The organism is Nocardioides sp. Soil_C_8 (assembly GCF_057656315.1).
Genome location: NZ_JBDGKQ010000004.1, coordinates 486,830 through 512,107 on the forward strand (window position 1 = coordinate 486,830; position 25,278 = coordinate 512,107).

The 25,278-nt window shown below is 72.4% G+C and carries 29 protein-coding genes; 9 read left to right on the forward strand and 20 right to left on the reverse strand.

Going from position 1 to position 25,278, the window contains the following annotated elements:
• The first annotated feature begins 56 nt into the window (after positions 1-56).
• The gene (locus AC3A3L_RS19345) at positions 57-707 is read left to right on the forward strand and encodes a hypothetical protein (RefSeq protein WP_487641664.1); all 651 of its coding nucleotides are present in this window, start codon (positions 57-59) and stop codon (positions 705-707) included.
• Between the two features lie 6 nt (positions 708-713).
• On the opposite strand, the gene AC3A3L_RS19350 is transcribed toward AC3A3L_RS19345, so the two are convergent.
• From AC3A3L_RS19350 to AC3A3L_RS19410, 13 genes are all read right to left on the reverse strand, one after another.
• The gene (locus AC3A3L_RS19350; protein ID WP_487641665.1) at positions 714-1,184 is read right to left on the reverse strand and encodes a GNAT family N-acetyltransferase; all 471 of its coding nucleotides are present in this window, start codon (positions 1,182-1,184) and stop codon (positions 714-716) included.
• A complete protein-coding gene (locus tag AC3A3L_RS19355; RefSeq protein WP_487641666.1) occupies positions 1,177-2,271 on the reverse strand; it encodes a pyridoxal-phosphate-dependent aminotransferase family protein in 1,095 nt (364 codons plus the stop codon). The genes AC3A3L_RS19350 and AC3A3L_RS19355 overlap by 8 nt, the downstream gene beginning before the upstream one ends.
• A gap of 91 nt (positions 2,272-2,362) precedes the next feature.
• Positions 2,363-3,724, reverse strand: a complete 1,362-nt coding sequence (locus AC3A3L_RS19360) for an FAD-binding oxidoreductase (RefSeq protein ID WP_487641667.1) — start codon at positions 3,722-3,724, stop codon at positions 2,363-2,365.
• A 46-nt stretch (positions 3,725-3,770) separates the two neighbouring features.
• Positions 3,771-5,015 (reverse strand): MFS transporter, encoded by a 1,245-nt coding sequence (locus AC3A3L_RS19365; RefSeq protein ID WP_487641668.1) that lies wholly within the window; start codon positions 5,013-5,015, stop codon positions 3,771-3,773.
• Positions 5,016-5,082: 67 nt separating this feature from the next.
• Positions 5,083-5,259 (reverse strand): hypothetical protein, encoded by a 177-nt coding sequence (locus AC3A3L_RS19370; protein ID WP_487641669.1) that lies wholly within the window; start codon positions 5,257-5,259, stop codon positions 5,083-5,085.
• 89 nt (positions 5,260-5,348) lie between these two features.
• Entirely contained in the window at positions 5,349-6,221 is an 873-nt protein-coding gene (gene mutM / locus AC3A3L_RS19375) for a bifunctional DNA-formamidopyrimidine glycosylase/DNA-(apurinic or apyrimidinic site) lyase (RefSeq protein WP_487641670.1), read from the reverse strand.
• Positions 6,222-6,224: 3 nt separating this feature from the next.
• Positions 6,225-7,022: a ribonuclease III gene (gene rnc, locus AC3A3L_RS19380; protein ID WP_487641671.1), complete on the reverse strand. Its 798-nt coding sequence runs from the start codon at positions 7,020-7,022 to the stop codon at positions 6,225-6,227.
• Positions 6,977-7,162 carry a 50S ribosomal protein L32 gene (rpmF, locus tag AC3A3L_RS19385; protein ID WP_254180256.1) on the reverse strand — a complete coding sequence of 62 codons (186 nt, stop codon included), beginning with the start codon at positions 7,160-7,162 and terminating at the stop codon, positions 6,977-6,979. The genes rnc and rpmF overlap by 46 nt, the downstream gene beginning before the upstream one ends.
• 49 nt (positions 7,163-7,211) lie before the next feature.
• Positions 7,212-7,802 carry a YceD family protein gene (locus AC3A3L_RS19390; protein WP_487641672.1) on the reverse strand — a complete coding sequence of 197 codons (591 nt, stop codon included), beginning with the start codon at positions 7,800-7,802 and terminating at the stop codon, positions 7,212-7,214.
• A 108-nt stretch (positions 7,803-7,910) separates the two neighbouring features.
• Positions 7,911-8,396 (reverse strand): pantetheine-phosphate adenylyltransferase, encoded by a 486-nt coding sequence (coaD, locus tag AC3A3L_RS19395; protein WP_487641673.1) that lies wholly within the window; start codon positions 8,394-8,396, stop codon positions 7,911-7,913.
• 54 nt (positions 8,397-8,450) lie between these two features.
• The gene (gene rsmD / locus AC3A3L_RS19400) at positions 8,451-9,020 is read right to left on the reverse strand and encodes a 16S rRNA (guanine(966)-N(2))-methyltransferase RsmD (RefSeq protein ID WP_487641674.1); all 570 of its coding nucleotides are present in this window, start codon (positions 9,018-9,020) and stop codon (positions 8,451-8,453) included.
• Positions 9,021-9,030: 10 nt separating this feature from the next.
• Positions 9,031-11,238 carry an ATP-dependent DNA helicase RecG gene (locus AC3A3L_RS19405; protein ID WP_487641675.1) on the reverse strand — a complete coding sequence of 736 codons (2,208 nt, stop codon included), beginning with the start codon at positions 11,236-11,238 and terminating at the stop codon, positions 9,031-9,033.
• A gap of 16 nt (positions 11,239-11,254) precedes the next feature.
• A complete protein-coding gene (locus AC3A3L_RS19410) occupies positions 11,255-12,895 on the reverse strand; it encodes a DAK2 domain-containing protein (protein ID WP_487641676.1) in 1,641 nt (546 codons plus the stop codon).
• A 237-nt stretch (positions 12,896-13,132) separates the two neighbouring features.
• On the opposite strand from AC3A3L_RS19410, the gene rpmB reads away from it, so the two are divergent.
• Positions 13,133-13,318, forward strand: a complete 186-nt coding sequence (rpmB, locus tag AC3A3L_RS19415) for a 50S ribosomal protein L28 (protein ID WP_056602600.1) — start codon at positions 13,133-13,135, stop codon at positions 13,316-13,318.
• Positions 13,319-13,442: 124 nt separating this feature from the next.
• Here the strand turns inward: rpmB and AC3A3L_RS19420 are convergent, their stop codons facing one another.
• Positions 13,443-14,393 (reverse strand): thiamine-phosphate kinase, encoded by a 951-nt coding sequence (locus AC3A3L_RS19420; protein WP_487641677.1) that lies wholly within the window; start codon positions 14,391-14,393, stop codon positions 13,443-13,445.
• A 117-nt stretch (positions 14,394-14,510) separates the two neighbouring features.
• On the opposite strand from AC3A3L_RS19420, the gene AC3A3L_RS19425 reads away from it, so the two are divergent.
• A complete protein-coding gene (locus tag AC3A3L_RS19425; protein ID WP_090972075.1) occupies positions 14,511-14,747 on the forward strand; it encodes an Lrp/AsnC family transcriptional regulator in 237 nt (78 codons plus the stop codon).
• A 65-nt stretch (positions 14,748-14,812) separates the two neighbouring features.
• On the forward strand, positions 14,813-15,268 hold the full coding sequence (locus AC3A3L_RS19430; RefSeq protein WP_487641678.1) for a DUF3515 domain-containing protein: 456 nt from the start codon (positions 14,813-14,815) through the stop codon (positions 15,266-15,268).
• Positions 15,269-15,280: 12 nt separating this feature from the next.
• Here AC3A3L_RS19430 and AC3A3L_RS19435 read toward each other — a convergent pair whose 3' ends face one another.
• Positions 15,281-16,450, reverse strand: a complete 1,170-nt coding sequence (locus tag AC3A3L_RS19435) for a D-alanine--D-alanine ligase family protein (RefSeq protein WP_487641679.1) — start codon at positions 16,448-16,450, stop codon at positions 15,281-15,283.
• A 32-nt stretch (positions 16,451-16,482) separates the two neighbouring features.
• Between AC3A3L_RS19435 and AC3A3L_RS19440 the strand changes: the two genes are divergently transcribed.
• The 3 genes from AC3A3L_RS19440 to AC3A3L_RS19450 are packed head-to-tail and all read left to right on the forward strand — an operon-like array spanning position 16,483 to position 18,789.
• Positions 16,483-17,556, forward strand: a complete 1,074-nt coding sequence (locus AC3A3L_RS19440; RefSeq protein ID WP_487641680.1) for a trans-sulfuration enzyme family protein — start codon at positions 16,483-16,485, stop codon at positions 17,554-17,556.
• 52 nt (positions 17,557-17,608) lie between these two features.
• Positions 17,609-18,166 (forward strand): RNA polymerase sigma factor, encoded by a 558-nt coding sequence (locus AC3A3L_RS19445; protein WP_487641681.1) that lies wholly within the window; start codon positions 17,609-17,611, stop codon positions 18,164-18,166.
• Positions 18,163-18,789: a hypothetical protein gene (locus AC3A3L_RS19450; RefSeq protein WP_487641682.1), complete on the forward strand. Its 627-nt coding sequence runs from the start codon at positions 18,163-18,165 to the stop codon at positions 18,787-18,789. Before AC3A3L_RS19445 ends, AC3A3L_RS19450 begins: the two co-directional genes overlap by 4 nt.
• Here AC3A3L_RS19450 and AC3A3L_RS19455 read toward each other — a convergent pair.
• Both AC3A3L_RS19455 and AC3A3L_RS19460 read right to left on the reverse strand, forming a co-directional pair.
• Complete coding sequence (locus tag AC3A3L_RS19455; protein WP_487641683.1) at positions 18,786-19,787, reverse strand: NAD(P)H-dependent glycerol-3-phosphate dehydrogenase; 1,002 nt, start codon at positions 19,785-19,787, stop codon at positions 18,786-18,788. The genes AC3A3L_RS19450 and AC3A3L_RS19455 overlap by 4 nt on opposite strands.
• Entirely contained in the window at positions 19,784-20,575 is a 792-nt protein-coding gene (locus AC3A3L_RS19460) for a lysophospholipid acyltransferase family protein (protein WP_487641684.1), read from the reverse strand. Before AC3A3L_RS19460 ends, AC3A3L_RS19455 begins: the two co-directional genes overlap by 4 nt.
• Positions 20,576-20,707: 132 nt before the next feature.
• Between AC3A3L_RS19460 and cofC the strand changes: the two genes are divergently transcribed.
• The gene (gene cofC, locus AC3A3L_RS19465; RefSeq protein WP_487641685.1) at positions 20,708-21,370 is read left to right on the forward strand and encodes a 2-phospho-L-lactate guanylyltransferase; all 663 of its coding nucleotides are present in this window, start codon (positions 20,708-20,710) and stop codon (positions 21,368-21,370) included.
• Positions 21,371-21,410: 40 nt separating this feature from the next.
• On the opposite strand, the gene AC3A3L_RS19470 is transcribed toward cofC, so the two are convergent.
• From AC3A3L_RS19470 to leuC, 3 genes are all read right to left on the reverse strand, one after another.
• On the reverse strand, positions 21,411-22,148 hold the full coding sequence (locus AC3A3L_RS19470; RefSeq protein WP_487641686.1) for an HU family DNA-binding protein: 738 nt from the start codon (positions 22,146-22,148) through the stop codon (positions 21,411-21,413).
• 116 nt (positions 22,149-22,264) lie between these two features.
• Complete coding sequence (leuD, locus tag AC3A3L_RS19475; RefSeq protein WP_487641687.1) at positions 22,265-22,864, reverse strand: 3-isopropylmalate dehydratase small subunit; 600 nt, start codon at positions 22,862-22,864, stop codon at positions 22,265-22,267.
• Positions 22,865-22,867: 3 nt separating this feature from the next.
• Entirely contained in the window at positions 22,868-24,292 is a 1,425-nt protein-coding gene (gene leuC, locus AC3A3L_RS19480) for a 3-isopropylmalate dehydratase large subunit (RefSeq protein WP_487641688.1), read from the reverse strand.
• Positions 24,293-24,371: 79 nt separating this feature from the next.
• Here leuC and AC3A3L_RS19485 point away from each other — a divergent pair, with 79 nt between their 5' ends.
• Positions 24,372-25,094, forward strand: coding sequence for an IclR family transcriptional regulator (locus AC3A3L_RS19485; RefSeq protein ID WP_090972091.1), 723 nt, complete (start codon positions 24,372-24,374; stop codon positions 25,092-25,094).
• The last annotated feature ends 184 nt before the right edge of the window (positions 25,095-25,278 follow it).

Genomic DNA, 25,278 nt, shown 5'->3' on the forward strand with positions numbered 1-25,278 from the left:
ACCCGGCGCCGCCGGCGGCCGTTGCGCGCCGCGTGGCACCCGGCCATGCTGGGGCGATGCGGAGCCCGCTCACGCCCCTCGCCGGGATCCTCGGCGCGATCCTGGCCGTCCTCGCCGCGCTCCTGGCGCCCTTCCCGGTCGCGGCCGCGCCGGCACCGCCCGAGCCGCTGACCCGTCAGCACCTCCTCACGCTCGAGGACCACATGGTCGTCTACCCCGACATGCGCGACCCGCTGCGCACGGTCATGCGGTCCCCCGTCTTCGCCCCGCGCGGGTGCGAGGACCAGGGCGTCGCGGTCCGCGGCAGCAGCGCGATCCAGGGAAGCGTCTCGCCCGACGGCCGACGTCGCTCGGTGGCGCTGGTCGACCAGAACCTGGTCCGGTTCGACTCCGTGCGCCAGGCAAAGGCCCTCGTGAAGCGCTACCGCGACTTCAGCAAGCGGTGCGTCGGGGACGTCGACACCGATGACGGCGAGGGCAGCGACGTACGGCTGAAGAACCGCGCGTGGTTTCCCCCGCTGGTCGGCGACGAGTCCGCCGGCATGCTCATCGGCTGGTTCCAGTCGGGCTTCGCCGACTGGCGGCGGGTGCTGGTGGTGCGGACGGGCCGCACGGTCTCCGTGCTCGACGTCAGCTTCACCGACGTACGTCCGCCGAAGCGCGGCGTCCTGTCGCTCGGTCGGCTTGCGGTCGAGCGGCTGCGCTGACCGACCTCAGAGCTCGCGCCTCATCTGCTGGGCCGTGACCGCGTAGCCGGACGTCTCGTAGAGCCGGATCGCGGCGGTGTTGTCGCCGAAGACGTTGAGCGCCATCGACGTGGCGCCGAGGTCGCGGGCGGCGGCGTGCAGGGCGTCGAGCAGCCTGCGGCCCAGGCCCCGGCCGCGGTGGTCGGCGTCGACGCTGATGTCGTAGATCCAGGCCGAGACGCCGGAGGCGCGCTGCCGCAGCTCGATCCACCCCATGCCGACAGGCTCGTCGTCCACCACCGCGGTCCACAGGTGCATGTCCGTGCTCGCCAGGCCGTCGGGGAGCAGCTGGGCGAACTCCCCCGCCGACTGCGCCAGGGCCGACCCGGGGTCGAGGTCCCGCGAGGTCGCGATGTCGGCGGCGTAGCCCCGCACCGACTCCGCGCGCCAGGCGTCGTACTCCTCCTGCGTCATCGGACGCAACGACAGGTCAGGCACGGTCGAGGACGTCCTGCAGCGCGGCGAGCACGAGCAGCACCGCGTCGGGGCGGGCGTTGCGTCCCATCAGGCCGATGCGCCACACGCTGGCGGCGTAGGCGCCCGCGCCCGCGCCGATCTCGATGCCGTGGCGGTCGAGGAGCTGCTTGCGGACGGCTGCGGAGTCGACGCCGTCGGGCACCTTGACCGTGGTGAGCTCCGGCAGGCGGCTGCCCTCGGCGGCGAAGAGCTCGAGGCCCATCTCCTCGAGGCCCGACTGCAACGTGTCGCCCGCCTCCTGGTGGCGGGCCCAGACGGCCTCGAGGCCCTCGTCGAGGATCCGGGCGAGGCCGCCGTGCAGGCTGGCGACCATCGCCGTGGGTGCGGTGTGGTGGTAGGTCCGCTGCCCGCCCTTGACGCCGGCCTCGCCGACGTAGCCGCCCAGCATGCCGAGGTCGAGGTACCACGAGCGTGGCTTCTCGACGCGGCGCTCGAAGGCACGGTCGTTGATGGTGAACGGCGCCAGGCCCGGCGCGACGCCGAGGCACTTCTGGGTCCCGGCGTAGCCGATGTCGACACCCCAGTCGTCGGCCCGCAGCTCGATGCCGCCGATCGAGGTCACCGCGTCGGTGAGCAGCAGTGCGTCGCCCTTCCCGGCCCCCAGCGCGGCGATGTCGGAGCGGACACCCGTCGAGGTCTCGGCGTGGACCGCGGCGATGATCGCGGGCGACGGGTGCGCGGACAGCACCCGGTCGACGTCGACCGGCTGGCCCCAGTCGTGCTCGACGGCGACGACGTCGGCGCCGCAGCGGGCCGCGACGTCCGTCATGCGCTGGCCGAAGAGCCCGTTGACGGCGACCACGACGACGTCGCCGGGGTGGACGGTGTTGACGAACGCCGCCTCCATGCCGGCCGAACCGGTGGCGCTGAGCGGCAGCGTGCGGGCGTTGCCGGTGCCCCAGACGGTGCGGAGCATGTCGCAGGTCTCGTCCATGATCCGGAGGAACTCCGGATCGAGGTGCCCGAGCAGCGGCTCGGCCAGGGCGCGCGTGGCCTCCGGGTAGGGGTTGGAGGGACCGGGACCGAAGAGGTGGCGCTCGCGGATCATGGCACCGAACCTAGACCCACCCCACGACGTTCTTCTCCCCCGCTCCGCTCCTCCGAACAACGCCGCGGGGACCCCGGGCAGCCGACGGACCTCAGAGAACAGCTCCCGGGTTCAGGATGCCGGCGGGATCGAGGGCGTCCTTGATCCGCCGCGACAACTCCATCACGTCCTCGCCGAGCTGGTCCGGCAGCGCGGCCTTCTTGGTGCGCCCCACGCCGTGCTCACCGGTGATGGTCCCGCCGAGGCGGATGGCGGCCTGGAGGATGTCGTCGAAGGCAGCACGTGCCCGCCGCTCGGAGTCCGGGTCTGCGGCGTCGTAGACGATGATCGGGTGGGTGTTGCCGTCGCCCGCGTGGGCGACGGTGGGGATCTCCACGTCGTGGCGCTCGGCGATCTCGGTGACCGCGGCCAGGAGGTCGGGCAGCAGCGGCACGGCCGCCCCGACGTCCTCCAGCAGCAGGCTGCCGCGCGCCTCGACCGCCGGGAAGGCCATCCGTCGCGCCTCGACGAACATCTCCCCCTCGGCCGGGTCGTCGGTGACGACCACCTCGCTGGCCCCGGCGGCGACGCAGGCCGCCTCGACGGCCGCGACCTCCGCGACCCGGGCGTCGCCGGGGGCGTCGGACTGCGCCACCAGCAGCGCGCCGGCGGTTCGGTCGAGGCCGCGCGGGGAGAAGTCCTCGACCGCGTTGATCGTGGCCCGGTCCATCAGCTCCATCATCGAGGGCCGCAGCGTGCGCCGTACGGCGACGACCGCCTCCGCCGCGGCCACCACCGAGGCGAACGAGGCCACCAGCGTCGCGGGCGGCAGCGGCAGCGGCACCAGCCGCAGGATCGCCCGGGTGACGATGCCGAGCGTGCCCTCGGAGCCGACGAACAGCTTGAGCAGGGAGAGTCCGGCGACGTCCTTGATCCGCTTGCCGCCGAGGGTGATGAGGGTGCCGTCGGCGAGGACGACGTCGAGGCCGAGGACGTAGTCGGTGGTGACGCCGTACTTCACGCAGCACAGGCCGCCTGCGTTGGTGGCGACGTTGCCGCCGATGGAGCAGATCTCGTACGACGACGGGTCGGGCGGGTACCAGAGGCCGTGCTCGCGGGAGGCGGCCTTCACCTCCGCGTTGAACGCGCCCGGCTCGACGACCGCGACCTGGCAGCTGGTGTCGATCTCGATCGCCCGCATCCGCTCGAGGCTGAGCACGATGCCGCCGTCGACGGCGCTCGCCCCGCCGGAGAGTCCGGAACCGGCGCCGCGCGGCACGACCGGCACGCCGTGCCGGGCCGCCCACCGCACCGCGTCCTGCACGTGCGTGGCGTCCTCGGCGCGCACCACGGCCACCGGGGTGCCGGCGCCGACGTCGCGCGACCAGTCGTGGCGGTAGGTGTCGACGGTGGCCGGGTCGGTCGCGACGACACCGGCGGGCAGGGACTCCACGAGCTCGGCGAGGGCATCCACGCGCCCATCGTGGCACGCGTGCCGAGGCGGGGCCGGGCGATGCCGGTCAGGCTGCGGTCGTCACCGGCTCGTCGGCGTGCGCGATGCTCGACAGCCGCGACCACACGAGCGCGAGGGTCACGCCGGAGCCGACGAACGCGAACCAGAACGGTGCGGCCAGGCCCCAGTGCTCCCCGATCACGCCGCCGATCGCCTGACCGACGACCATGCCGCCGAAGACGAAGATCAGGTAGACCGAGCCCACCCGCCCCTGGAACTCCGTCGGCACCGCCCGCTGCCTCACCGTCTGCGAGACGTTGAACCACACGAAGGCGTAGGCGCCGAACCCGAACATGATCAGCAGTGCGACCCACGGCACGGTGGTCAGCGCCAGCGCCAGGTGCATGAGCACCTCGAGCAGCAGGCAGGTCTTCATCAGGGTCGCGAGGTCGAAGCGCCGCTCGAGGCGCCCGTAGAGGAACGTGCCGAGCATCCCGCCGAGCGCCGAGGCGGTGGTGAGCAGGCCGAAGCCCACCTCCCCCATGTGCACCCGGTCGAGCGACCAGAGCACGAGGATCGACCACGCGGCGCCCCACGTGATGTTGAAGGTCAGGATCACGATCGCCAGCGTGCGGATCGCCGCGTGTCCCCAGAGCCACCGGATCCCGTCCACGATGTCCTGGCGCACGTGGGTGTCCACCGAGTCGCGCACCTGGTCGCGCGTCGAGCCGATGCGCGCCACCAGGACGACGCCGAGCAGGACGCAGACGAGCTGGGTCACGAACGGCCACGCCATCCCGGCCGCGAACAGGAACGCGCCGACCGGGGGTCCGACGAGCTGGTTGGCGGTGAGCAGGCCGGCCTGCATCCGGGAGTTGGCGATCCCGAGGTCGGCCTTCTCGACGAACATCGGGGTGAGGGTGCTCGAGGTGGAGTCGGCGAACACCTCGGCGACGCCCAGCGCGAACACCGCGACCAGCACGACGGCGATCGACACGTGCCCCGTCGCGATCGTGGCGCAGAGCAGCGCGAGGACGACGCTGCGCACGAGGTTCGCGGTCACCACGACCGTGCGCCGGTCGAGGCGGTCGGCCATCGCGCCGGCGTACAACCCGATCAGCAGCCACGGCAGACCGCGCAGCAGACCGGCCAGCGCCACCAGGCGCGCGTCGTCGGTCTGCGACGCGACGAGCAGGGGCCCTGCCGCCATCGCTACGCCGTCGCCGATGTTGGTCGTCCACGACGACAGGAGCAGCCACCGGAACCGCTGGCCGAGACGTGCCGGGATGACGGTCTCGCCGAGTCTGCTCACAAGCGCCAGACCCTACGCCGGGGTCCGGCGGGGTGCAGCGGATTTTCGGGACGTGACGCGGGTCGCGTCAGGCGGGCTGGAGGTCCTCGACCTTCAACCCGTCGCGAGCGGCCGCGGCCAGGCGGTCGTTGTCGGCCTGCAGCCGGAGGACCAGTGCCTCGAGGTCCCCGACCCGGCGACGGAGCCGGCTGTTCTCGACTGCCAGGACCGAGGCGGTCCGTACGTCGTTGTTCAGATGACCCATCAGCGCCTTCGCCATGGGGTGCCTTTCCAGAAGGGGGTACAGGACCGCGTAGCGGCCGTCTCCAAGAGTCCCACCGAGGTGGCGGACGGTCAACGCCTGCCGGCGCGCCGCGCGCGCGGCGGCCGCTGACAGGTCGGGCAGAAGAACGACGAGCGGTTCATGAAGGCGACGCGGCGGATCGGGGTGCCGCAGCGTCGGCACGGCTCCCCCTCCTGGCCGTAGGCGTCGAGGGACCGGTCGAAGTAGCCCGACTCGCCGTTGACGTTCACGTAGAGGGCGTCGAAGGACGTGCCGCCCTGGGCGAGTGCTGCGCCCATCACGTCCCTGACGTGGCCGAGCAGCCCGCGCAGCACCGGGCCGGTGAGCCGGTCGCCCGGCCGCTCGCCGTGCAGCTGTGCGCGCCACAGCGCCTCGTCGGCGTAGATGTTGCCCACGCCGGACACCAGGCCCTGGTCGAGCAGCAGCCGCTTGATCGCTGACGTACGACGTCGCGCGCGGCGCACGAACTCGTCGTCGTCGAACTCCGGGTCGATCGGGTCGCGGGCGATGTGCACGATCTCGGTCGGCAGCTCGGCGCCGCCCGCCGAGACGACCAGGCCGCCGAACATGCGCTGGTCCACGAAGCGCATCTCGAGCGCGCGGGCGTCGGGGGTGCGCAGGCGGAACCGCACCCGCAGGTGGCGCTCGTCGAGCGCACCCGGCTCGTGGAGGAGCATCTGCCCGCTCATGCCGAGGTGGCCCAGCAGGGCGTCACCGTTGGCGAGGGCGAGCCAGAAGTACTTGCCGCGGCGACGGACGGCCTCGATGCGCTGGCCGGTCAGGGCGGCGGCGAAACCGGACGGCCCGCGGTGGTCGCGGCGGACCGGCCTCGGGTGGAGCACCTCGACGGCCTCGATGGTCGCACCGACGACGTGGCGCTCGAGGCCGGCGCGGACGACCTCGACCTCGGGGAGCTCGGGCACGGCTCAGGCGTCGGAGCCGGTGGCGGCGGGCGCCACGACGGGCGCCGACGCGGCGTCCGGCACGGGCTGGCCGTTGGCGTGCGCGGCCTTGATCTCGCGGTAGGCGGTCTCGGCGGCGCCCTGCTCGGCCTCCTTCTTGGAGCGGCCGGTGCCGTTGCCGAGGACCTGGTCGCCGACGCGCACGCGGGCGACGAAGGTCTTCATGTGGTCGGGCCCGTCGTCCTCGATGAGGTACTCCGGGACGCCGAGCTGGAGGTCGGCGGAGAGCTCCTGCAGGGAGGTCTTCCAGTCGAGGCCGGCACCCATGGACGCCGCGGCCTCCATCACCGGGTCGAAGAGCAGGTGGACGACCTTGGCGGCCTCGTCGATGCCGCCGCTCAGGTGGATCGCGCCGATGACGGCCTCGACGGTGTCGGACAGGATCGAGGCCTTGTCGCGACCGCCGGTGGTCTCCTCGCCTCGCCCGAGCTTGATGTGCTGGCCGAGCCCGATCTGACGGGCGACGTCGGCGAGGGCGCGCGCGTTGACGACCGCGGCCCGCAGCTTGGCCAGCCGGCCCTCGCTGAAGTCCGGGTGGGCGCGGTAGAGCGTCTCCGTGACCACGACCCCGAGCACGGAGTCCCCGAGGAACTCCAGGCGCTCGTTGGTCGGGATCTGCCCGTTCTCGTAGGCGAACGAGCGGTGGGTCAGGGCACGCTGCAGCAGCTCGGGATCCAGGACCGGATCACCGAGCGCTGCGCGGAGCTCGTCGGTGGTCAGAGGACCTGGCGACGGTCGGCCTTGGCGCCGTACTGGCCGCACTGGCCGCACGCGCGGTGCGGGAGGTGCTTGGCGCCGCAGGCGGGGTTGGCGCACGTCACGAGGGTCGGCGCGACGGCCTTCCACTGCGAACGGCGGTGACGCGTGTTGCTGCGCGACATCTTCCGCTTCGGAACAGCCATGGTTGTCTCCTGTTGCTTGATGCTCCACCGGGGATTCCCGGCGGGGTGGTCAGTCCTGGGGGCCCTGCTTCGTGTCCTGCTGCGTGTCCTGCTGGAGCTGCTGCAGCCCTGCCCAGCGCGGGTCGATCGGCGCCTCGTGTGAATGGTCCGGGTCGTCCGCGAGCCGCGCACCGCACTCGGTGCACAATCCCGGGCAATCGTCCATGCACAGCGGCTGGAAGGGCAGTGCGAGCACCACCGCGTCCCGCAGCAGTGGCTCGAGGTCGAGCAGGTCTTCCTCGAGCCGGCTGGTCTCGTCGTCGAGGTCGTGGTCGTCGTGCTCCGCGGCCTTGTCGTGCTGGTCGGGGTAGACGTAGAGCTCCTGCAGGTCCACGTGGATCTCGTCCTCGATGGGCTGCAGGCACCGTACGCACTCCCCCTCGAGCGCGGCCGTGGCCGTTCCCGTGAGCAGCACGCCCTCCATGACCGCCTCCAGGCGCAGGTCGAGCTCGACCGGCGACCCTTCGGGGACAGAGAGGACTTCGATACCAAGCTGTGCCGGCGCCGGAACCGAGAGCTCGAGCTCACGCTGGGACCCCGGGCGGCGGCCGAGCTCGCGAGTATCGAGCACGAGCGGCGCCCTCGGGTCCAGGCTGCTCACGTCGAACTCCTGCTTCTGGACACCAACACAACCTCGGAATCGTATCCGTCGCCCGGCCAGCGGGGCAAAACGAGTGGCGGATGGGACGGGTGGACGCCGTGCGACGGATCAGGCCCGGCGCTCGGCGAGACGGCGTACGAGCTGTTCGCGGACCGTCTCGGGAACGAGCCCACGAACGTCGCCGCCGAGCGCGGCGACCTCCTTGATCAGGCTCGAGGAGACGAAGGCGTTGCCGACGGCGCCCGGGAGGAAGACGGTCTCGACCTCGGTGAGGTGCGAGTTCATCTGCGCCATCGGCAGCTCGTACTCGTAGTCGCCGGCGCCGCGGAGCCCCTTGACGATGGCCACGGCCTCGATCTCACGGCAGAAGTCGACGATGAGCCCGTCGAAGCCCGACACGCGCACGTTGGCGAGGCCCGAGGTGGCGTCGCGGAGCATCGCGATGCGCTCGTCGGGCGTGAACAGCCGGTTCTTGCTCATGTTGACACCGACGGCGACGACGACCTCGTCGAAGAGCTTCGCGGCACGACCGACGATGTCGAGGTGGCCGTTGGTCACCGGGTCGAACGACCCGGGGCAGACAGCGCGACGCACTGACGTCCTTCCTGTCGGGCTGGGACTGAGCGGAGGCTCTGCTCCCGTCGGGGATCAGGGTGCCGGAGTGGCGTGACCGTACCAAAGCGCGGTCTCGCCGTAGCGCCGCGTGCGGTCCTCCTCGATGCCGGACGGCCAGGTGACGACCGTGCGCTTGGCCGCGCGCTCGACGACCACCAAGGCACCCGGCACGAGCCATCCGTGGGCCACCAGTGCGGCCAGGTCGGCGTCGACGTCCTGGTCGGACATCGGGTAGGGCGGGTCGGAGAACACGACGTCGTAGGGCGCGGCAGGAGGTGAGGCGAGGAACGTCGACACGGAGGCGGCCACCACCCGGGCGCGAGAGAAGCCGAGGGTGGCGGCGTTGCGGGTGATCAGCGCTGCGGTGCGGCGGTCGTGCTCGACCATCGTCACGACGCCGGCGCCCCGCGACCACGCCTCGAGCCCCACGGCACCGGAGCCGGCGTAGAGGTCGAGGAAGCGCAGCCCGTCGAGCGAGCCGGTGCGGGACTCGATCGCCGAGAACAGCGCCTCACGCACGCGGTCGCTCGTCGGACGGGTCGTCTGACCGCGCGGCGTCTCCAGCCGGCGGCCGCCCGCCGTGCCCCCGATGATGCGAGTCATGTCCCCGTGGTCAGCCCTTCTCCATGAACTCCGACGCCGCCGAGCGCTCCACCTCGGCGACGGCGTCGGCCAGGGCGGGCGCGTGTGCGAGCGCAGGATCCTCGGAGAGTAGCGCCTCAGCGGCGTTCCGGGCGCGGACGATCGTCTTCTCGTCGCGCAATACCCGAAGTGTGACGAGTCCGGAGCGGAAGCCCGACTGGTTGGCCCCCAGCACGTCGCCCTCGCGTCGCTGCTCGAGGTCGACACGACTGAGCTCGAAGCCGTCGGTGGTCGCCGCGACGGCGTCGAGCCGCTCGCGGGCGGGCGTGCCGAGCTCGGCGTGGGAGACCAGCAGGCAGAGCCCGGGCAGGCCACCTCGACCGACGCGGCCGCGCAGCTGGTGGAGCTGGGAGACGCCGAAGCGGTCGGCGTCGAGGAGCACCATCGTGGTGGCGTTGTGGACGTCGACCCCGACCTCGATGACCGTGGTCGAGACGAGGACGTCGATCTCGCCGGCGGCGAAGGCGCGCATCGTGCGCTCCTTGTCGTCGGGGGCCATGCGTCCGTGGAGGACCGCGGTGCGGAGCCCGGCGAGCGGGCCGGCGGCCAGCTCGGCGTGGACGTCCTCCACCGCCGCCAGCGGGCGGCGCGGGGTGATGTCGGCGCCGTCCTCGTCGAAGTCGAGCTGGTCGGTCTCACCCTCCTCCCCCGCGTCACCGGAGATCCGCGGGCACACGACGTAGGCCTGGTGGCCCTGCTCCACCTCCTCGCGCACCCGCTGCCAGACCCGGTCGATCCACGACGGCTGGTCGGCCAGCGGGACGACGTTGGTCTGGATCGGGGCACGCCCCGCCGGCAGCTCGGCGAGGACCGACGTCTCGAGGTCGCCGAAGACGGTCATCGCGACGGTGCGCGGGATCGGCGTGGCGGTCATGACCAGCACGTGGGGAGGCGTGCCGGCCTTGTCGGTCAGGGCGGCCCGCTGCTCGACGCCGAAGCGGTGCTGCTCGTCGACGACGACCAGGCCGAGGTCGGCGAACTCCACCTTGTCCTCCAGGAGGGCGTGGGTGCCGATGACGATGCCGGCCTCACCGGTGACGATGCGAAGCATCGCCTCCTGGCGGGCCGCCTTGCCCATCGACCCGGTCAGCAGGACGACCTGGGTGGCGTCGGCGTCGCCTCCCAGCATGCCGCCCTGGGCGAGGTCGCCGAGCATCGCGGAGATGGAGCGGTGGTGCTGCTGGGCGAGCACCTCGGTCGGGGCGAGCAGCGCGGCCTGTCCCCCGGCGTCGACGACCTGGAGCATCGCGCGGAGCGCGACGAGGGTCTTGCCGGAGCCGACCTCGCCCTGCAGCAGGCGGTTCATCGGGTGGTCCCGACCCAGCTCGTCGGCGACGAGGTCGCCGATCTCGCGCTGGCCGCCGGTCAGCTCGAACGGCAGCCGCGCGTCGAAGGAGGCCAGCAGCCCGTCGTCACGCCGGGACCGGGCGCGGGCGCCCTGGGCGCGGTGCGCCGCGCGCCGCCTGGCCAGGACGAGCTGGAGGACCAGCGCCTCCTCGAAGCGGAAGCGCTTCTGGGCGGCGCCGACCTGCGCCCAGTCGTCAGGCGCGTGCACCCAGCGCAGCGCGCGCATGACGTCGAGCACCTCGAACCGCTCGCGCAGCTCGGGGGTGAGCACGTCGGGCACCCCGGTGACCAGGTCGAGCGCGGCGGAGACGACCTTCTGCAGGTCCCACGAGTAGAGCTTGGCGGTGAGGGGGTAGATCGGGATGAGCTTGCTCATCGAGACCGCCTCCTCGCCGTCGAGGGCGAAGCCGTGGGGCTGCTCGAGCTGCCAGCTCCCCCGGAACTGCTTGACCTTGCCGGTGAAGATCGCCCGGGTGCCCGGGCGGAACTCCGCCTCGTGTCGCTCGGCCAGGTTGGCGTAGGGGCTGAACAGCGTGATGGAGAAGTCGGGGCCCTCGGTGCGGACGCGCACCGTCGTACGGAACTGGCGGCGGTTGCCGCTGAAGAACGGCGCGCTCTCGCACGAGCGCACCTCGCCGACGATCGTGAGCTGCTCACCGACGACGGGCGTGGCGACCTCGGTCAGCTCGGTGGCGGCGACGTAGCGGCGGGGGAAGTGGCGCAGGAGGTCGCCGACCGTCCTCAGCCCGAGGCCCTCCTCGGCGAGCTTGCGCTTCTTGTGGCTGTTGCCGAACACCGCGCCGATCGGGCTGTCCGGGGTGATCGCGACCATGCGGAGATCCTGCCGGTCACTCGACGCTGACGAGCAACGGGTAGCGCGGTTGGCCGCCGTCGTGGACGGCGACGTCGACGTGGGGGTGGCGCTCCTCGACGTGGGCGGCGACCCTCTGCGCGAGCTCCTCGCCGTCCTCGCCCGACACGATCGTGACCAGCTCGCCACCGCCGGCCAGCAGGCGTTCGAGCACGTCGGTGGCGACCTCCTCGAGGTCGGTCCCGACGACGGCGAAGTCACCGGCGATGACGCCGAGGGCGTCACCGGGCTCGCAGGGACCGGCCATGGTGATCGCGCGGCGCGCAGCCACGGTGACGGCGCCGTGACGAGCATGACGGGCGGTCGCTGTCATCTCGCGGACGTCTGCGTCGAAGGCCCGGCCGGGCTCGTGCACCGAGACGGCGGCCAGGCCCTGCACCTGGGCCTGGGTCGGGATCACCTCGACGGAGACGTCGTGCTCGGCCTCGGCCGTGCGGGCCGCGATCTCCGCGGCGCGCACGGTGTCGCCGTCGTTGGGGAGGACCACGACCTCGGACGCACCGCAGCCGGTGATGGCCTCGAGCAGCTGGCCGGTGGACGGGCGCCGTCCCGGCCCGCCGGCCACCACCACCGCGCCCGCCGACTCGAACAGCGCGGCCAGCCCGGGACCTGCGGCGACCGCGACCACCCTGCGCCCCGCGCGGGTGGATGCGCGCTGCCGCCCGGCCGCCACCTGGTCGGCGAAGTGGGTGACCCGGATCCGGTGGGGGCGACCTGCGGTGATCCCCGCCTCGATGGCGGCGCCGACGTCGTCGACGTGCACGTGGACGTTCCAGAGGCCGTCGCCGCCGACCACGACGAGGCTGTCGCCGAGCGTGGCGAGGGCCGACCGGAGGTCGGCGACGTGCTGGTCGTCCGCGTCGAGGAGGTACATCACCTCGTAGCCCGGGCCGTCCTCGGTCAGGTCGTCGCCCGGGGGCGCCGCAGCGACCGGGATGAGGTGGGTGCCGATCGGCGCCGACCACGGCGTGGGTCGGCGGCCGGTGGCCGTCGTCTCCACCGCGTCGAGCACGACGCACAGCCCGCGGCCGCCGGCGTCGACGACCCCCGCGTGGGCGAGCACCTCGAGCTGCTCCGGCGTACGGGCGAGTGCCGCGCGCGCCGCGGCAGCCGCCGCCGTGAAGACGTCGCGGGTCCGCGCGCCGCGCGCAGCGGTCTCCAGCGCCGCGTCGGAGGCGGCGCGCGAGACGGTGAGGATCGTGCCCTCGACCGGGGTGCCGACCGCGGCGTAGCTGGCCTCGGTCGCCTCGGCCATCGCGGCGGCGATGGTCTCCGCCGGCCTGTCGGCGATCGCGGCACCGGCGAGGTGGTGGACGTAGGCGCGCAGCATCTGGCTGAGGATCACCCCGGAGTTGCCCCGCGCCCCCATGAGCGCGGCCCGGGCGAGCACGGCCATCCCGTCGCCGAGGGACAGCTGGGGGTCGCTCGCGCGGGCCTCGCGCAGGGCGTCGCGGGCCGCCGAGACGGTGAGGAACATGTTGGTGCCGGTGTCGCCGTCGGGCACGGGGTAGACGTTGAGCGCGTCGATCTCCTCGCGGGCCGAGGACAGCGCGTCGGTCGCGATCTCGACGAACCGCGCGACGCCGTCCAGCGTGATGCCGTGGGTGACGTGCTCCATCGCGTCGGTCTGCTCCCGGGTGTGCTCGGTGGTGCTGTGTCTGTCTCGGACGTGGTGCTGCGGCCGCCTCGTCGTACGATGTGGTGCGCGCCACAGGGTAGTGCCCGGCACCCACGGGCCCTGCGATTTCATCTCGTCGCAGGTCCTCGGCTACTCTTGCGCGGTTGCCTGCTGCCGCTTCCGGCGGGGTGCGGGCCTGATGAACATCTATCAACCTCGAACGGATCGGAGTGCACGGTGGCTGCCGTCTGCGACATCTGCGCCAAGAAGCCGGGCTTCGGAAACAACCGTCCCTGGTCGCGCAAGATCACCAAGCGTCGTTTCAACCCCAACATCCAGCGCGTCCGGGCGACCGTCAACGGCACGCCCAAGCGCCTGAACGTCTGCACCGGCTGCCTCAAGGCCGGCAAGGTCTCGCGCTGACCTGACGTCTTCTTCGTCGAGGCCCCCGTCGCACTGCGGCGGGGGCCTCGTCGTTCCTGCTCGGGCCTGACGGATCCCTCGACAAGTCGGCGTGGGTCTCCGAGAGACTCACGCCGCGGGAGCCTCAGAAGTGGGTCCACCCGGTGGGGCCGTCGTACTCCCCGCCGTCGACGGTGACGCCCTCCCCCTCGGTGACCTCGCCGACCACGTGCCAGCCAAGCGGGACGGACGAGGCGTCGGGGAACGTCGCCAGGAGCGAGTGGTCGTCCCCGCCGCCGAGGATGAACTGCAGCGGGTCGGCGCCGAGGGCGGCGCCGACGGCCTGGAGCGGCTCGGGGACCTCGAACGCGCTCGTGCGTACGTCGATGGCGACGCCGCTCGCGTCCGCGATGTGCCCGGCCTCGGCGAGGAGGCCGTCGGAGACGTCGATGAGGGCGGTCGCCCCGGCCTCGGCGGCCTGCCTGCCCGCGGCGTACGGCGGCTCCGGGCGGCGGTAGGCCTCGACGAGCGCCCGCGGCGACCGGAAGCCACGGCCGAGGACCGCGAGGCCGCCTGCGGCCCACCCCTGCCGACCGGTGAGCGCGAGGACGTCGCCGGGCCGGGCGCCCGAGCGGAGGACCGGTGACTGGGTGCACTGGCCGAGCACGGTGACCGCGATCATGACCTGGTCGGCCCGGGTGACGTCGCCTCCGACGACCGTCGCGCCGATGCTCGCGCACTCCTCGGCGAAGCCGCGGGCGAAGTCGAGCGCCCAGGCCACCGGGAGGTCCGCGGGGGCCGCGAGGCCGATGGTGAGGTGGCGGGCGGTGCCACCCATGGCGTTGATGTCGGAGAGGTTCTGGGCGGCGGCCCGGTGGCCCACGTCGTCGGCCCCGGCCCAGTCCCGACGGAAGTGGCGCCCCTCGACCATCAGGTCGGTCGACACGACCACGTGGCCGTGCTTGATGCGCAGCACGGCGGCGTCGTCACCGGGCCCGACGAGCACGTGCTCGTCGCCCTCGAAGATCTCCACGAGCTCGGAGATCAGGCCGAACTCGCCTGCCTCGCCGAGGGTTGCGTCAGCTGCCGGTGCCATGCGCCCATCCCACCAGACGCAGGTGGTGACCACTGTCACCCATCCCCTGTCGGGGCCGGCGCGCGGCGCGGTAGGTTGTGCCGGTCACACCCGATGAACGAGACCGAGGAGTCCACGATGGTCGTCCAGGCCTACATCCTGATCCAGACCGACGTCGGCAAGGCCGCCGAGGTCGCCCGCGAGATCGCCCAGGTCAACGGCGTCACGCTCGCCGAGGACGTCACCGGTCCCTACGACGTGATCGTCCGTGCCGAGGCGAAGAACGTCGACGAGCTCGGCAAGCTCGTCGTCTCCAAGGTGCAGAACCTCGACGGCATCACCCGCACGCTGACGTGCCCGGTCGTCCACATCTGATCCCGCACCTGGTCCCAGTGCCGTCCGAGCGACGCCCCGGCCCCATTCGGCGCCGGGGCGTCGTCGTGTCCGCAGCCGCGCTGCTGGCCCTCGCCGGCTGCAGCAGCACCCCGACGATCGAGGACCACGAGCTCTCCGACGCCGACCGCGCCGCTTGCGAGGCGCTGGTCGCCGACCTCCCCGACACCCTCGCCGGGCAGGAGCGGGTCGACGTCGAGCCGTCCGACGCCCTCGGCGCGGCGTGGGGCGACCCGGCGTACGTCCTGACGTGCGGCGTTCCGGAGCCTGGCGACTACGAGCCGACGGCCGAGTGCAACGTCATCGACGGCGTGGGCTGGTACGTCCCGGACGACCAGCTCACCGACCAGGGCGAGGACGCGACGCCCATCGCGCTCAGTCTGCAGCCCTACGTCGAGGTGCTCGTGCCGGCCGACTACCGCACGGAGGGCATCGACCGGGCGCTGGCAGAGCTCGCACCCGCGCTGAAGCAGCACCTGGGTGACGGGCTGCCCTGCCTCTGAGCGCCCGACGGGTCAGCGCAGGCCGGTGTCGCGCCGCAGCGCCAGCTGCACGAGCCGGTCGACGAGGTCCGGGTAGGACAACCCCGTGGCCGCCCACATCTGGGGGTACATCGAGGTCGGCGTGAAGCCCGGCATCGTGTTGAGCTCGTTGATCACGAGCGAGCCGTCGGGCATCACGAAGAAGTCGACCCGCGCCAGGCCCTCGCACGACAGGGCGTCGAAGGCGCGCACCGCCATCGCTCGGAGCTCCTGCTCGACCTCGGCGGGCACGTCGGCGGGGATGTCGATCTCGGTGTGCTGGTCGGCGAGGTACTTCGCCTCGAAGTCGTAGAACTCGTGGTCGCCACCCGTCCGCACCTCTCCCGGACGGGACGTCTCCGGCGGCCCCTCGAGCGTGCCGAGGACGCCGCACTCCACCTCGCGCGCCCCCTCCATCGACTGCTCGACGAGCACCTTGGGGTCGTGGCGGAACGCCTCCTCGAGCGCCGCGTCGATCTCGGACGCGTCGTGCACCTTGCTGATCCCCATGCTCGAACCGGCGCGGGCGGGCTTGGCGAAGGACGGGAAGCCGAGCCCCTCGACCCGCGTGCGGACGCCGATCGGGTCCTGCTCGAGCTCGGTGCGGGTCACCACGATGCCGGGGGTGACCGGGAGCCCGGCGGCCTGGAGGACGACCTTCATGTAGGCCTTGTCCATGCCGATGGCGGACGCGAGCACGCCGGAGCCGACGTAGCGCACCCCGGCCATCTCCAGCATCCCCTGCAGGGTGCCGTCCTCGCCCCACGGCCCGTGGAGCAGCGGGAAGACCACGTCGACCTCGCCGATGACCGAGGGAACACTGGCCGGCTCGGCGACGACGAGGTCGGTGCCGGTGGCCGCGCCCATGAGCGCCACCGGGGACCGGCCGGCATCGACCTGCGGCAGGTCGCTCCCGCGGATCGCGAGCCGGGCCGGCTCGTCGCTCTCCAGCACCCACCTGCCGTCGGGGGCGATCCCGACGGGCACGACGTCGTACGCCTCGCGGTCGATCGCGCCCAGCACGCTCCCCGCGGTCACGCACGAGATGCCGTGCTCGGAGGAGCGGCCTCCGAAGACGACGGCCACGCGCGGCTTGCGCGCGCCCGAGTCGGCGCGGGGGTCGGCGAGGGGGTCGGTCGTCTTGTCCGAGGAGGTGTCGTTCATCGCCTCGACCCTATCCACCTACGCTGGCGCGCATGGCTGCAGACTCACCGCTCAGGCCCGGCACGATCGCCGTCACGGCCGGCCGGCCCGACAAGGTCCCCGACGCCCCCCTCAACACGCCGATCACCATGGCGGCCACCTACGTCGCCGGCGGCGAGGTGGAGTACGGCCGCTACGGCAACCCGACCTGGACGGCGCTCGAGGACACGCTCGGCGCGCTCGAGGGTGGCCGCTGCCTGACCTTCGCGTCCGGGCTGGCCGCGGTCGCCACGGTGCTCGACCTGGTGGGCAAGGAGGGCAAGGTCGTGGTGCCCAAGCACGCCTACACCGGCACGATCATGCAGCTGGCCGACCTCGAGGCGCGCGGTCGGCTGACCGCCGAGATGGTCGACATCACCGACACCGACGCAGTCGTCGCGGCCTGCGACGGCGCCGCGCTCGTGTGGCTGGAGTCGCCCACGAACCCCGCCCTCGAGGTCGCGGACATCCCGACGATCACGAAGGCCGCGCACGAGGCGGGCGCCTACGTCGTCGTCGACAACACCTTCGCCACTCCCCTGCTGCAGCGGCCGCTGGAGGACGACGTCGACCTCGTCGTGCACTCCGCGACCAAGTACCTCGCCGGGCACTCCGACGTGCAGATGGGCGCGATCGTCACCGGCGACGACGAGCTCTACGCCGTGCTGAAGGGCCGCCGCGACCTCGTCGGCGCCATCCCCGGGCCGTTCGAGGCGTGGCTCACCCTGCGCGGCCTGCGCACCCTGCACCTGCGTGTCGAGCGCGCGCAGGCCAACGCGCAGGAGCTCGTACGCCGCCTCGGCGAGCACCCCGCGCTGTCGGAGGTGCGCTACCCCGGCTTCGGCGCGATCGTCAGCATCGTGCTCGCCCAGGGCGAGATGGCCGCCGACCTCCTCAGCCGCAAGACCCGGCTCTGGATCCACGCCACCTCGCTCGGCGGCGTCGAGTCGAGCCTCGAGCGACGCCGCCGCTGGAAGGCCGAAGCCGCCACCATCCCCGACGGGCTGGTCCGCCTCTCCGTCGGGATCGAGGACGTCGAGGACCTCTGGGACGACCTCCGCACCGCGCTGGACGGTTGCGTGGGCTGAGCCCTCCGGCAGCCGTGTGTAACGCTTCGGCGCCATGGGGCGAAGAACGGGCATGGAGCCACCGCCCGACCCGGCCGGCATCGGCCGGGACGCTGACGCCTTCGAGGCGTTCTACCGCGCCCACCTGCCGTGGGTACGCCGCTTCGTCGCGCGGCGGGTGGACGACCCCCACACCGCTGCCGACCTGACCGCGGACATCTTCCTGGCGGTCGTCGACAGCGCCGCGGGCTACGACGCGTCGTATGGCACCGCGAGGGCCTGGCTCGCCGGAGTCGCCCGCAACGTGGTCGCCGATCACGTCCGCCGCCGGGTGCGCGAGACGCGGGCGCACGGCCGGTGGTCGGGGCGCGCACTGCTCGACGAGCAGTCCGCCGAGCGGATCGCGGACCGCATCGACGGCGAGCGCTCGGCCCGCGAGCTCTACCGAGCCCTGGACCGGCTCCCGGACAACCAGCGCGCCGTCATCGAGCTGGTCGCCGTCGACGGCCTGAGCCTCGCCGAGGCCGCACAGGCCCTCGGCATCAGCGCCGGCAACGCCCGGGTCCGCTACCACCGTGCCAGGACCCGGCTCCAGGACGTCCTTCCCAGTCCCTTCGAGGTGACCGCATGAGCCCGAGCACACCTTCCCCCTCCTCCCCTGCCGAGCTCGACGCCTTCGAGGCCCGGCTCCTCGCGGAGCTGCGCCGCGAGGTGGCGACCGGCCCGTCGGCCGCCTCCGGCGCACGTCGTACGCGCCGTCGTGCCCTCGCGCTCGCTGCCGGCGTCGCCGCCACCGCGGCTGCCGGGGTCGTGCTCGTGCCCGGCCTGGGCACCACCCGCGCCTACTCCGTCCAGGAGGGCAACGCCGGCACCATCGAGGTCCGGATCAACCGACCCGAGGACGCCGCCGGGCTCCGACGCGCCCTCGAGGAGCACGGGATCGCGGCGGACATCACCTACCTGCCCGACCTCCAGGAGTGCGCACCCGGTCGCTACACCGAGGTCGACCGTGAGGTCGGGATGTCGCTCCAGATCGGCCAGGAGGCGGTCGCGGTGACCCTCCCGCCGGGTGCGGTGCGCGACGGGGAGACCTTCGTCATGGTGCTGTCGGTCGAGGCGATGACCCGGGACAAGCTGTCCGACATCGAGCGGCAGGACGGCCACCGGGTCGTGGAGGGCACGAAGTCCTCCGTGACGGCCGAGGTCGCCACGGGTCCGGTCGGGACGTGCGAGGTCGTGCCGGCGACGCGCTAGTGCAGCTCGGGCTTGGTGTCGCGGGCGATGAAGGAGTTCATCATGTCGAGCGCGGTCATCTTGCCGTCGACGACGGCGTCGACGGCCTCGGCGATCGGGGCGTCGACGCCCATGCGTCGGGCCAGCTCGAGCAGGGACTTGCAGGACTTCGCGCCCTCGGCGACCTGCCGCGTGGAGGCGTAGATCTCCTCGGTGGTCATGCCCTGGCCGAGGCGCTCACCGAACGTGCGGTTGCGGGAGAGGGGCGACGAGCAGGTGGCGACGAGGTCACCGAGTCCGGCGAGACCCATCAGGGTCAACGGGTTGGCGCCCTGCGCGGTGGCGAGGCGCGCGGTCTCGGCGAGGCCGCGCGTGATGACCGACGCGGTCGTGTTGTCGCCGAAGCCCAGTCCGACGGCCATGCCCACCGCGAGGCCGACGACGTTCTTGTAGGCGCCGCCGATCTCGCAGCCGAGGACGTCGACCGACGTGTAGGGGCGCCACGACGGCCCGTGCGTGATGGCCTGGATGTGCTTGGCGCGCTCCTCGTCGACGCACGCCACGACCGACGCAGCCGGCTCGCGGCGGGCGATCTCGCGCGCGAGGTTGGGGCCGCTGACGACGGCGATGCGGTCGGCGGAGGCGTCGGTGACCTCCTGGATCACCTCGCTCATCCGCATCAGCGAACCCAGCTCGACGCCCTTCATCAACGACACGAGCGTCGCCTTCTCGGGCAGGATCGGCGCCCAGGACGTGAGGTTGTCGCGCAGGCTCTGCGACGGGACGGTGAGCACGACGACGTCCGCGTCGGCCGCGACCTCCTCGGCGTCGGTCGACGCCGAGATCGACGGCGGCAGCTCGATGCCGGGGAGGTACTCGGTGTTCTCACGGCGCTCGTTGACGGCGTCGACGACCTCCTCGCGCCGGGCCCACAGGGACACGTCGTTGCCGGCGTCGGCCAGCACGAGCGAGAAGGCGGTGCCCCACGAGCCGGCACTGAACACTGCGATCTTCGTCATCGGGTGCGCTTCCTCTTCGTCCGGTGGGCCCCGTCGTGGGCGGTGTCGTGCGGGTTGCCGATCTCGCGTACGCCGCTGCTGCGGGGGTCGTAGCGCTGCTCCGGGGCCGGCTCGTGGCGGATGTCGGCGACGAGCGCCGTGATCGCGGCCATGATGCGGTCGGTCGCCCGCGCCGTCGTCTCCGCGGACGCGGGGAGCGCGACCAGGTCGTCGAGGTCCACGGGGTCGCCGGCCTTCATGACGATGTTCTTGCGCGGGACCAGGTGGGGCCGCTTCGTGTAGGGCGGCAGCACCTCCTGCGCCCCCCACTGCCCGACCGGGATCACCGGGCAGCCGGTGGCCAGGGCGATGCGGGCCGCGCCGGTCTTGCCCTTCATCGGCCAGAGGTCCGGGTCACGCGTCAGCGTGCCCTCGGGGTAGATGATGATGCACTCCCCCGCGCCGATCGCCTTCACCGCGGCGTCGTAGGCGCCGATCGCGTTGCGGCTCAGGCGCTCGACGGGGATCTGGCCAGCAGAGCTGAGGAAGCCGCCGAGGTACTTGTTCTTGAAGAGTCCGGACTTCGCCAGGTAGCGCGGGAGCCGGCCGTGGTCGTAGACGAAGTGCGCCGACAGCAGCGGGTCGACGTGGGAGATGTGGTTGATCACCACGATGCAGCCACCGGTGGCCGGGATCTTCTCGCCGTCGATCCACGTGCGCGAGGTCGCGCTGAGCAGCGTCGGCTTGAGGATCGTCGCGGCCACGGTCATCGCCCAGCCGCGCTTCTGCTCGAGCTTCCTGACGCGCACCCGCCATCCCTCCCGATCGTGCTCTTCTCACGGGCCCCGCCCGGACGCTGCCTGCGTCGCGAGCAGGCTACTCGGTCGACAGGGGGCGGGGACCCCACCGGCACGCTGGTCCCGGGTGGGAGAATCGTCGTGATGTCCACCGATGCCCGATCCGCGCGCTGCGTGGTCGTCGTACCCGTCAAGCCGCCCAGCTATGGCAAGTCCCGGTTGACCGGGATCGCCGACGACCACAGACGTGACCTGGCCGAGGCCTTCGCCCTCGACACCGTCCAGGCCGCCACGGCCACACCCGGTGTCGACGCCGTCCTCGTCGTCACCGACGACCACCGGCTCGCTGAGTCGGTGCGCACCCTCGGCTGCGCGGTGGTCCCCGACGGCGTCAGCGACGACCTCAACGCGACGCTCGTCCAGGCCGTCGCGGAAGTCACCCGACGCTGGCCCGGAGCAGTCCCCGTGGTGCTGTGCGCCGACCTGCCGGGGCTGCGACCCGTCGAGCTGGCCGCGGTGCTCGGCGAGGTGCGGGAGCAGGTCGCGTCCGGACGTGCCGCCTTCGTGCGCGACCACTCCGGCACGGGGACGACGTTGTACGCCGCTCCTGCCGAGGGCTTCGACCCGTCCTTCGGTGTCGCGTCCGCGGCGCGGCACGAAGCCGCCGGAGCCGTCGAGGTCGGCAGCACCGCGACCAGCGTGCGCACGGACGTGGACGACCCGGACGACCTGGGTGCCGCACTGCTGGCCGGCGTCGGCCCGCACACCACGCGGGCAAGCGAAGGGCGGGCCACCCACTCGGGGTGACCCGCCCGTGCCCGGAGCGGCAGCGACGTGGCTGCGTGCGTCAGGACTTCTTCGCGGTCTTCTTCGCCGTGCTCTTCTTGGCGGTGCTCTTCTTCGCCGGCGCCTTCTTGGCGGTCGACTTGCTGGCGGTCGACTTGCTCGCCGTGGACTTGCTGGCGGTCGACTTGCTGGCGCTGGTCTTGCTGGCGCTCGACTTGCTCGCGGTCGACTTGCTGGCCGCCTTGGTCGCGGTCTTCTTTGCCGGCGCCTTCTTGGCCGTGCTCGCGGTCGACGACTTCTTGGCCGTGGTCTTCTTGGCGGTCGTCTTCTTCGCTGCCGAGGACGTCGAGGACGCCTTCTTCGCAGGGGCGGACTTGGAGGCGGTGGACTTCGAGGCGGTGGACTTCGAGGCCGTCTTCGCCGGCGCGGACTTCTTGGCGGCAGCGCCCGTCACCGCGGCTGCAGCGGCGCGGACGCCGGGCGGCTTGGGCATGTTGGCGGCCGTCAGCTTCGGCAGCTTCTTCGTGCCCGAGATGACGTCCTTGAGCTCCTTGCCGGCGGAGAACTTCGGCACGGACTTCTTCTTCGACTTCATCCGCTCACCGGTCTGCGGGTTGCGGACCCAGCGGGCGTTGCGGACGGCCTTCTCGAACGAGCCGAAGCCGGTGATCGCGACCTTCTCACCCTTGGCGACCTCGCGGGTGATCGTGTCGAGCACGGACTCCAGTGCGTGGGCCGCCTGCTTGCGGTTCCCCTCGTAACGCGCGGCGAGCGCGTCGATGAGCTCTGACTTGTTCACTAGCTTCCCTTCCCAATGAACCTCGGACGCCGAGCTCGTGCTCGACCCTCTGCAAGGCACGCTAAGCACATGGAAGGGTGAGAACAATCACCAAAGCCCCTGTTTGTAGGGGTTTTTCAGGCAGTGACGGGCTTCCAGCTCGGCCGCTCCGCCTCGAAGGCGGTGATGTCGGCGTCGTGCGAGAGCGTGATGCCGATGTCGTCGAGTCCCTCGAGCAGCCGCCACCGGGTGTAGTCGTCGATGTCGAAGGAGTCCTCGACCGCGTCGTCACCGGCGCCCGCTCGGACGGTCCGGCTCTCCAGGTCGACGGTGATCTCGCCACCCGGGTGGTCCTCGAGCCAGTCCCACAGGCGCTGCACGACCTTCTCGTCGACCTGCGCCGCCAGCAGCCCGGCCTTGCCGGAGTTGCCGCGGAAGATGTCGGCGAAGCGCGAGGAGATGACGACCTTGAAACCGTAGTTCTGCAGCGCCCACACCGCGTGCTCGCGCGAGCTGCCCGTGCCGAAGTCCGGACCGGCGACCAGCACCGACCCGCCGGCGTACGTCGGGTTGTTGAGCACGAAGTCGGGGTCGTTGCGCCACGCCGCGAAGAGGCCGTCCTCGAAGCCCGTGCGGGTCACGCGCTTGAGGTAGACCGCGGGGATGATCTGGTCGGTGTCGACGTTGCTGCGCTTGAGCGGGACGCCGACGCCGGTGTGGGTGGTGAACTTGTCCATGGGTCAGACCTCCTGGAGGGTCGCGGCGGGCTCGAGGTCCGCGGGCGAGGAGAGGGTGCCGCGCACCGCGGTGGCGGCAGCGACGGGCACGGAGACGAGGTGCGTTCGTCCGCCCTTGCCCTGGCGGCCCTCGAAGTTGCGGTTGGACGTCGACGCGCTCCGCTCCCCGGGGGCGAGCTGGTCGGGGTTCATGCCCAGGCACATCGAGCAGCCGGCGCCCCGCCACTCCGCACCCGAGGCGATGAAGACCTTGTCGAGACCCTCGGCCTCGGCCTGGAGCCGCACGCGCACCGATCCCGGTACGACGAGCAGGCGGGTGTCGGCGGCGACGGTCCGTCCCTGCAGGATCGACGCGGCCAGGCGCAGGTCCTCGATGCGACCGTTGGTGCACGAGCCGACGAAGACGGTGTCGACCTTCACGTCGCGCAGCGGCGTACCGGCCTCCAGACCCATGTACTGCAGGGCCTTCTCGGTCGCCACCTTGTCGTTGAGCTCGTCGAAGTCGTCGGGGCTAGGCACCGTCGCCCCCAGGGGCGCACCCTGGCCGGGGTTGGTGCCCCACGTGACGAACGGCGTCATGGTGGAGGCGTCGAGCTCGATCTCCTTGTCGAAGACGGCGTCGTCGTCGGTGCGCAGCGTCCTCCAGTGCGCGACGGCGGCGTCCCAGTCGGCACCCTTCGGCGCTTCCGGCTTGCCCTCGATGTAGTCGAAGGTCGTCTGGTCGGGCGCGATGAGGCCGGCCTTCGCGCCCCACTCGATCGACATGTTGCACACGGTCATCCGGCCCTCCATCGAGAGCTCCTCGATGGCCTGGCCGCGGTACTCGACGATGTAGCCCTGCCCGCCGCCGGTGCCGGTGTGCGTGATGAGGGTGAGGACGAGGTCCTTCGCGGTGACGCCCTCGGGCAGGCTGCCGTTCACCGTGACGGCCATCGTCTTCGGACGGGCCTGCGTCAGGGTCTGGGTGGCCAGCACGTGCTCGACCTCGGAGGTGCCGATGCCGAAGGCGATCGCCCCGAAGGCGCCGTGCGTGGAGGTGTGCGAGTCGCCGCAGACGATCGTCATGCCCGGCTGGGTCAGGCCGAGCTGCGGGCCGACGACGTGGACGATGCCCTGCTCGACGTCGCCGAGCGGGTGCAGGCGCACCCCGAAGTCGGCGGCGTTCTTGCGCAGGGTCTCCACCTGCGTGCGGCTCACCGGGTCGGCGATCGGCTTGTCCCAGTCGAGGGTCGGGACGTTGTGGTCCTCGGTCGCGAGGGTGAGGTCGGGGCGGCGCACCGTGCGGTTGGCCAGCCGCAGGCCGTCGAAGGCCTGCGGCGAGGTCACCTCGTGCAGGAGGTGGAGGTCGATGAAGAGGAGGTCGGGCTCTCCGGCGGCGCTGCGGACGACGTGCTCGTCCCACACTTTCTCGGACAGGGTCTTGCCCACGACGAATCTCCTTCTGGCTTGTAGCGGTGGAACGACTGTACGGCTTGCATCCCACTCCCTGAGATGAGAATATCGGAATATGGACAACGGATCTGGCGTCGGCGTTCTCGACAAGGCCGCTCTCGTGCTCGCAGCCCTCGAGGCCGGACCGGCCACCCTCGCCGGGCTCGTCGCCGGCACCGGCCTGGCGCGACCCACCGCGCACCGCCTCGCGGTCGCCCTCGAGCACCACCGCCTCGTGGCCCGCGACATGCAGGGCCGCTTCGTGCTCGGGCCCCGCCTCGCCGAGCTCTCCGCCGCCGCCGGTGAGGACCGGCTGCTCGCGGCCGCCGGGCCCGTCCTGGCCCGGCTGCGCGACATCACAGGCGAGTCCGCCCAGCTCTGGCGCCGCCAGGGCGAGCACCGCGTGTGCGTCGCCGCCGCCGAGCGCCCCTCGGGCCTGCGCGACACCATCCCGGTCGGCTCGCAGCTGACCATGAACGCCGGGTCGGCCGCGCAGATCCTCCTCGCGTGGGAGGACCCCGAGCGCATGCACCGCGGCCTGCAGAACGCCGCCTTCTCCGCCACCGCGCTGTCCGGCATCCGCCGCCGCGGATGGTCGCAGTCCGTCGGCGAGCGCGAGCAGGGCGTCGCCTCGGTGTCCGCGCCGGTCCGCTCCCCCGGCGGCAAGGTCATCGCCGCCGTGTCGGTCTCCGGTCCGCTCGAGCGGCTCTCCCGCCAGCCCGGCCGGATGCACGCGCCCGCGGTGCTCGCCGCCGCCGACCGGCTCTCGGAGTCGCTCCGCCGCGCGGCCTCGGAGTAGCCGCTCCGGCGCACGCCGCGAGGGTGGCGGCGCGCGACATCCCCACAGCCCGATCCGATGTCGTACGCCGCCACCCTCGACCGCCGCCAACCCAAGGTGGCGGCACACGACATCCCCACAGCCCGATCCGATGTCGTACGCCGCCACCCTCGACCGCCGCCATCCCAAGGTGGCGGCACACGAC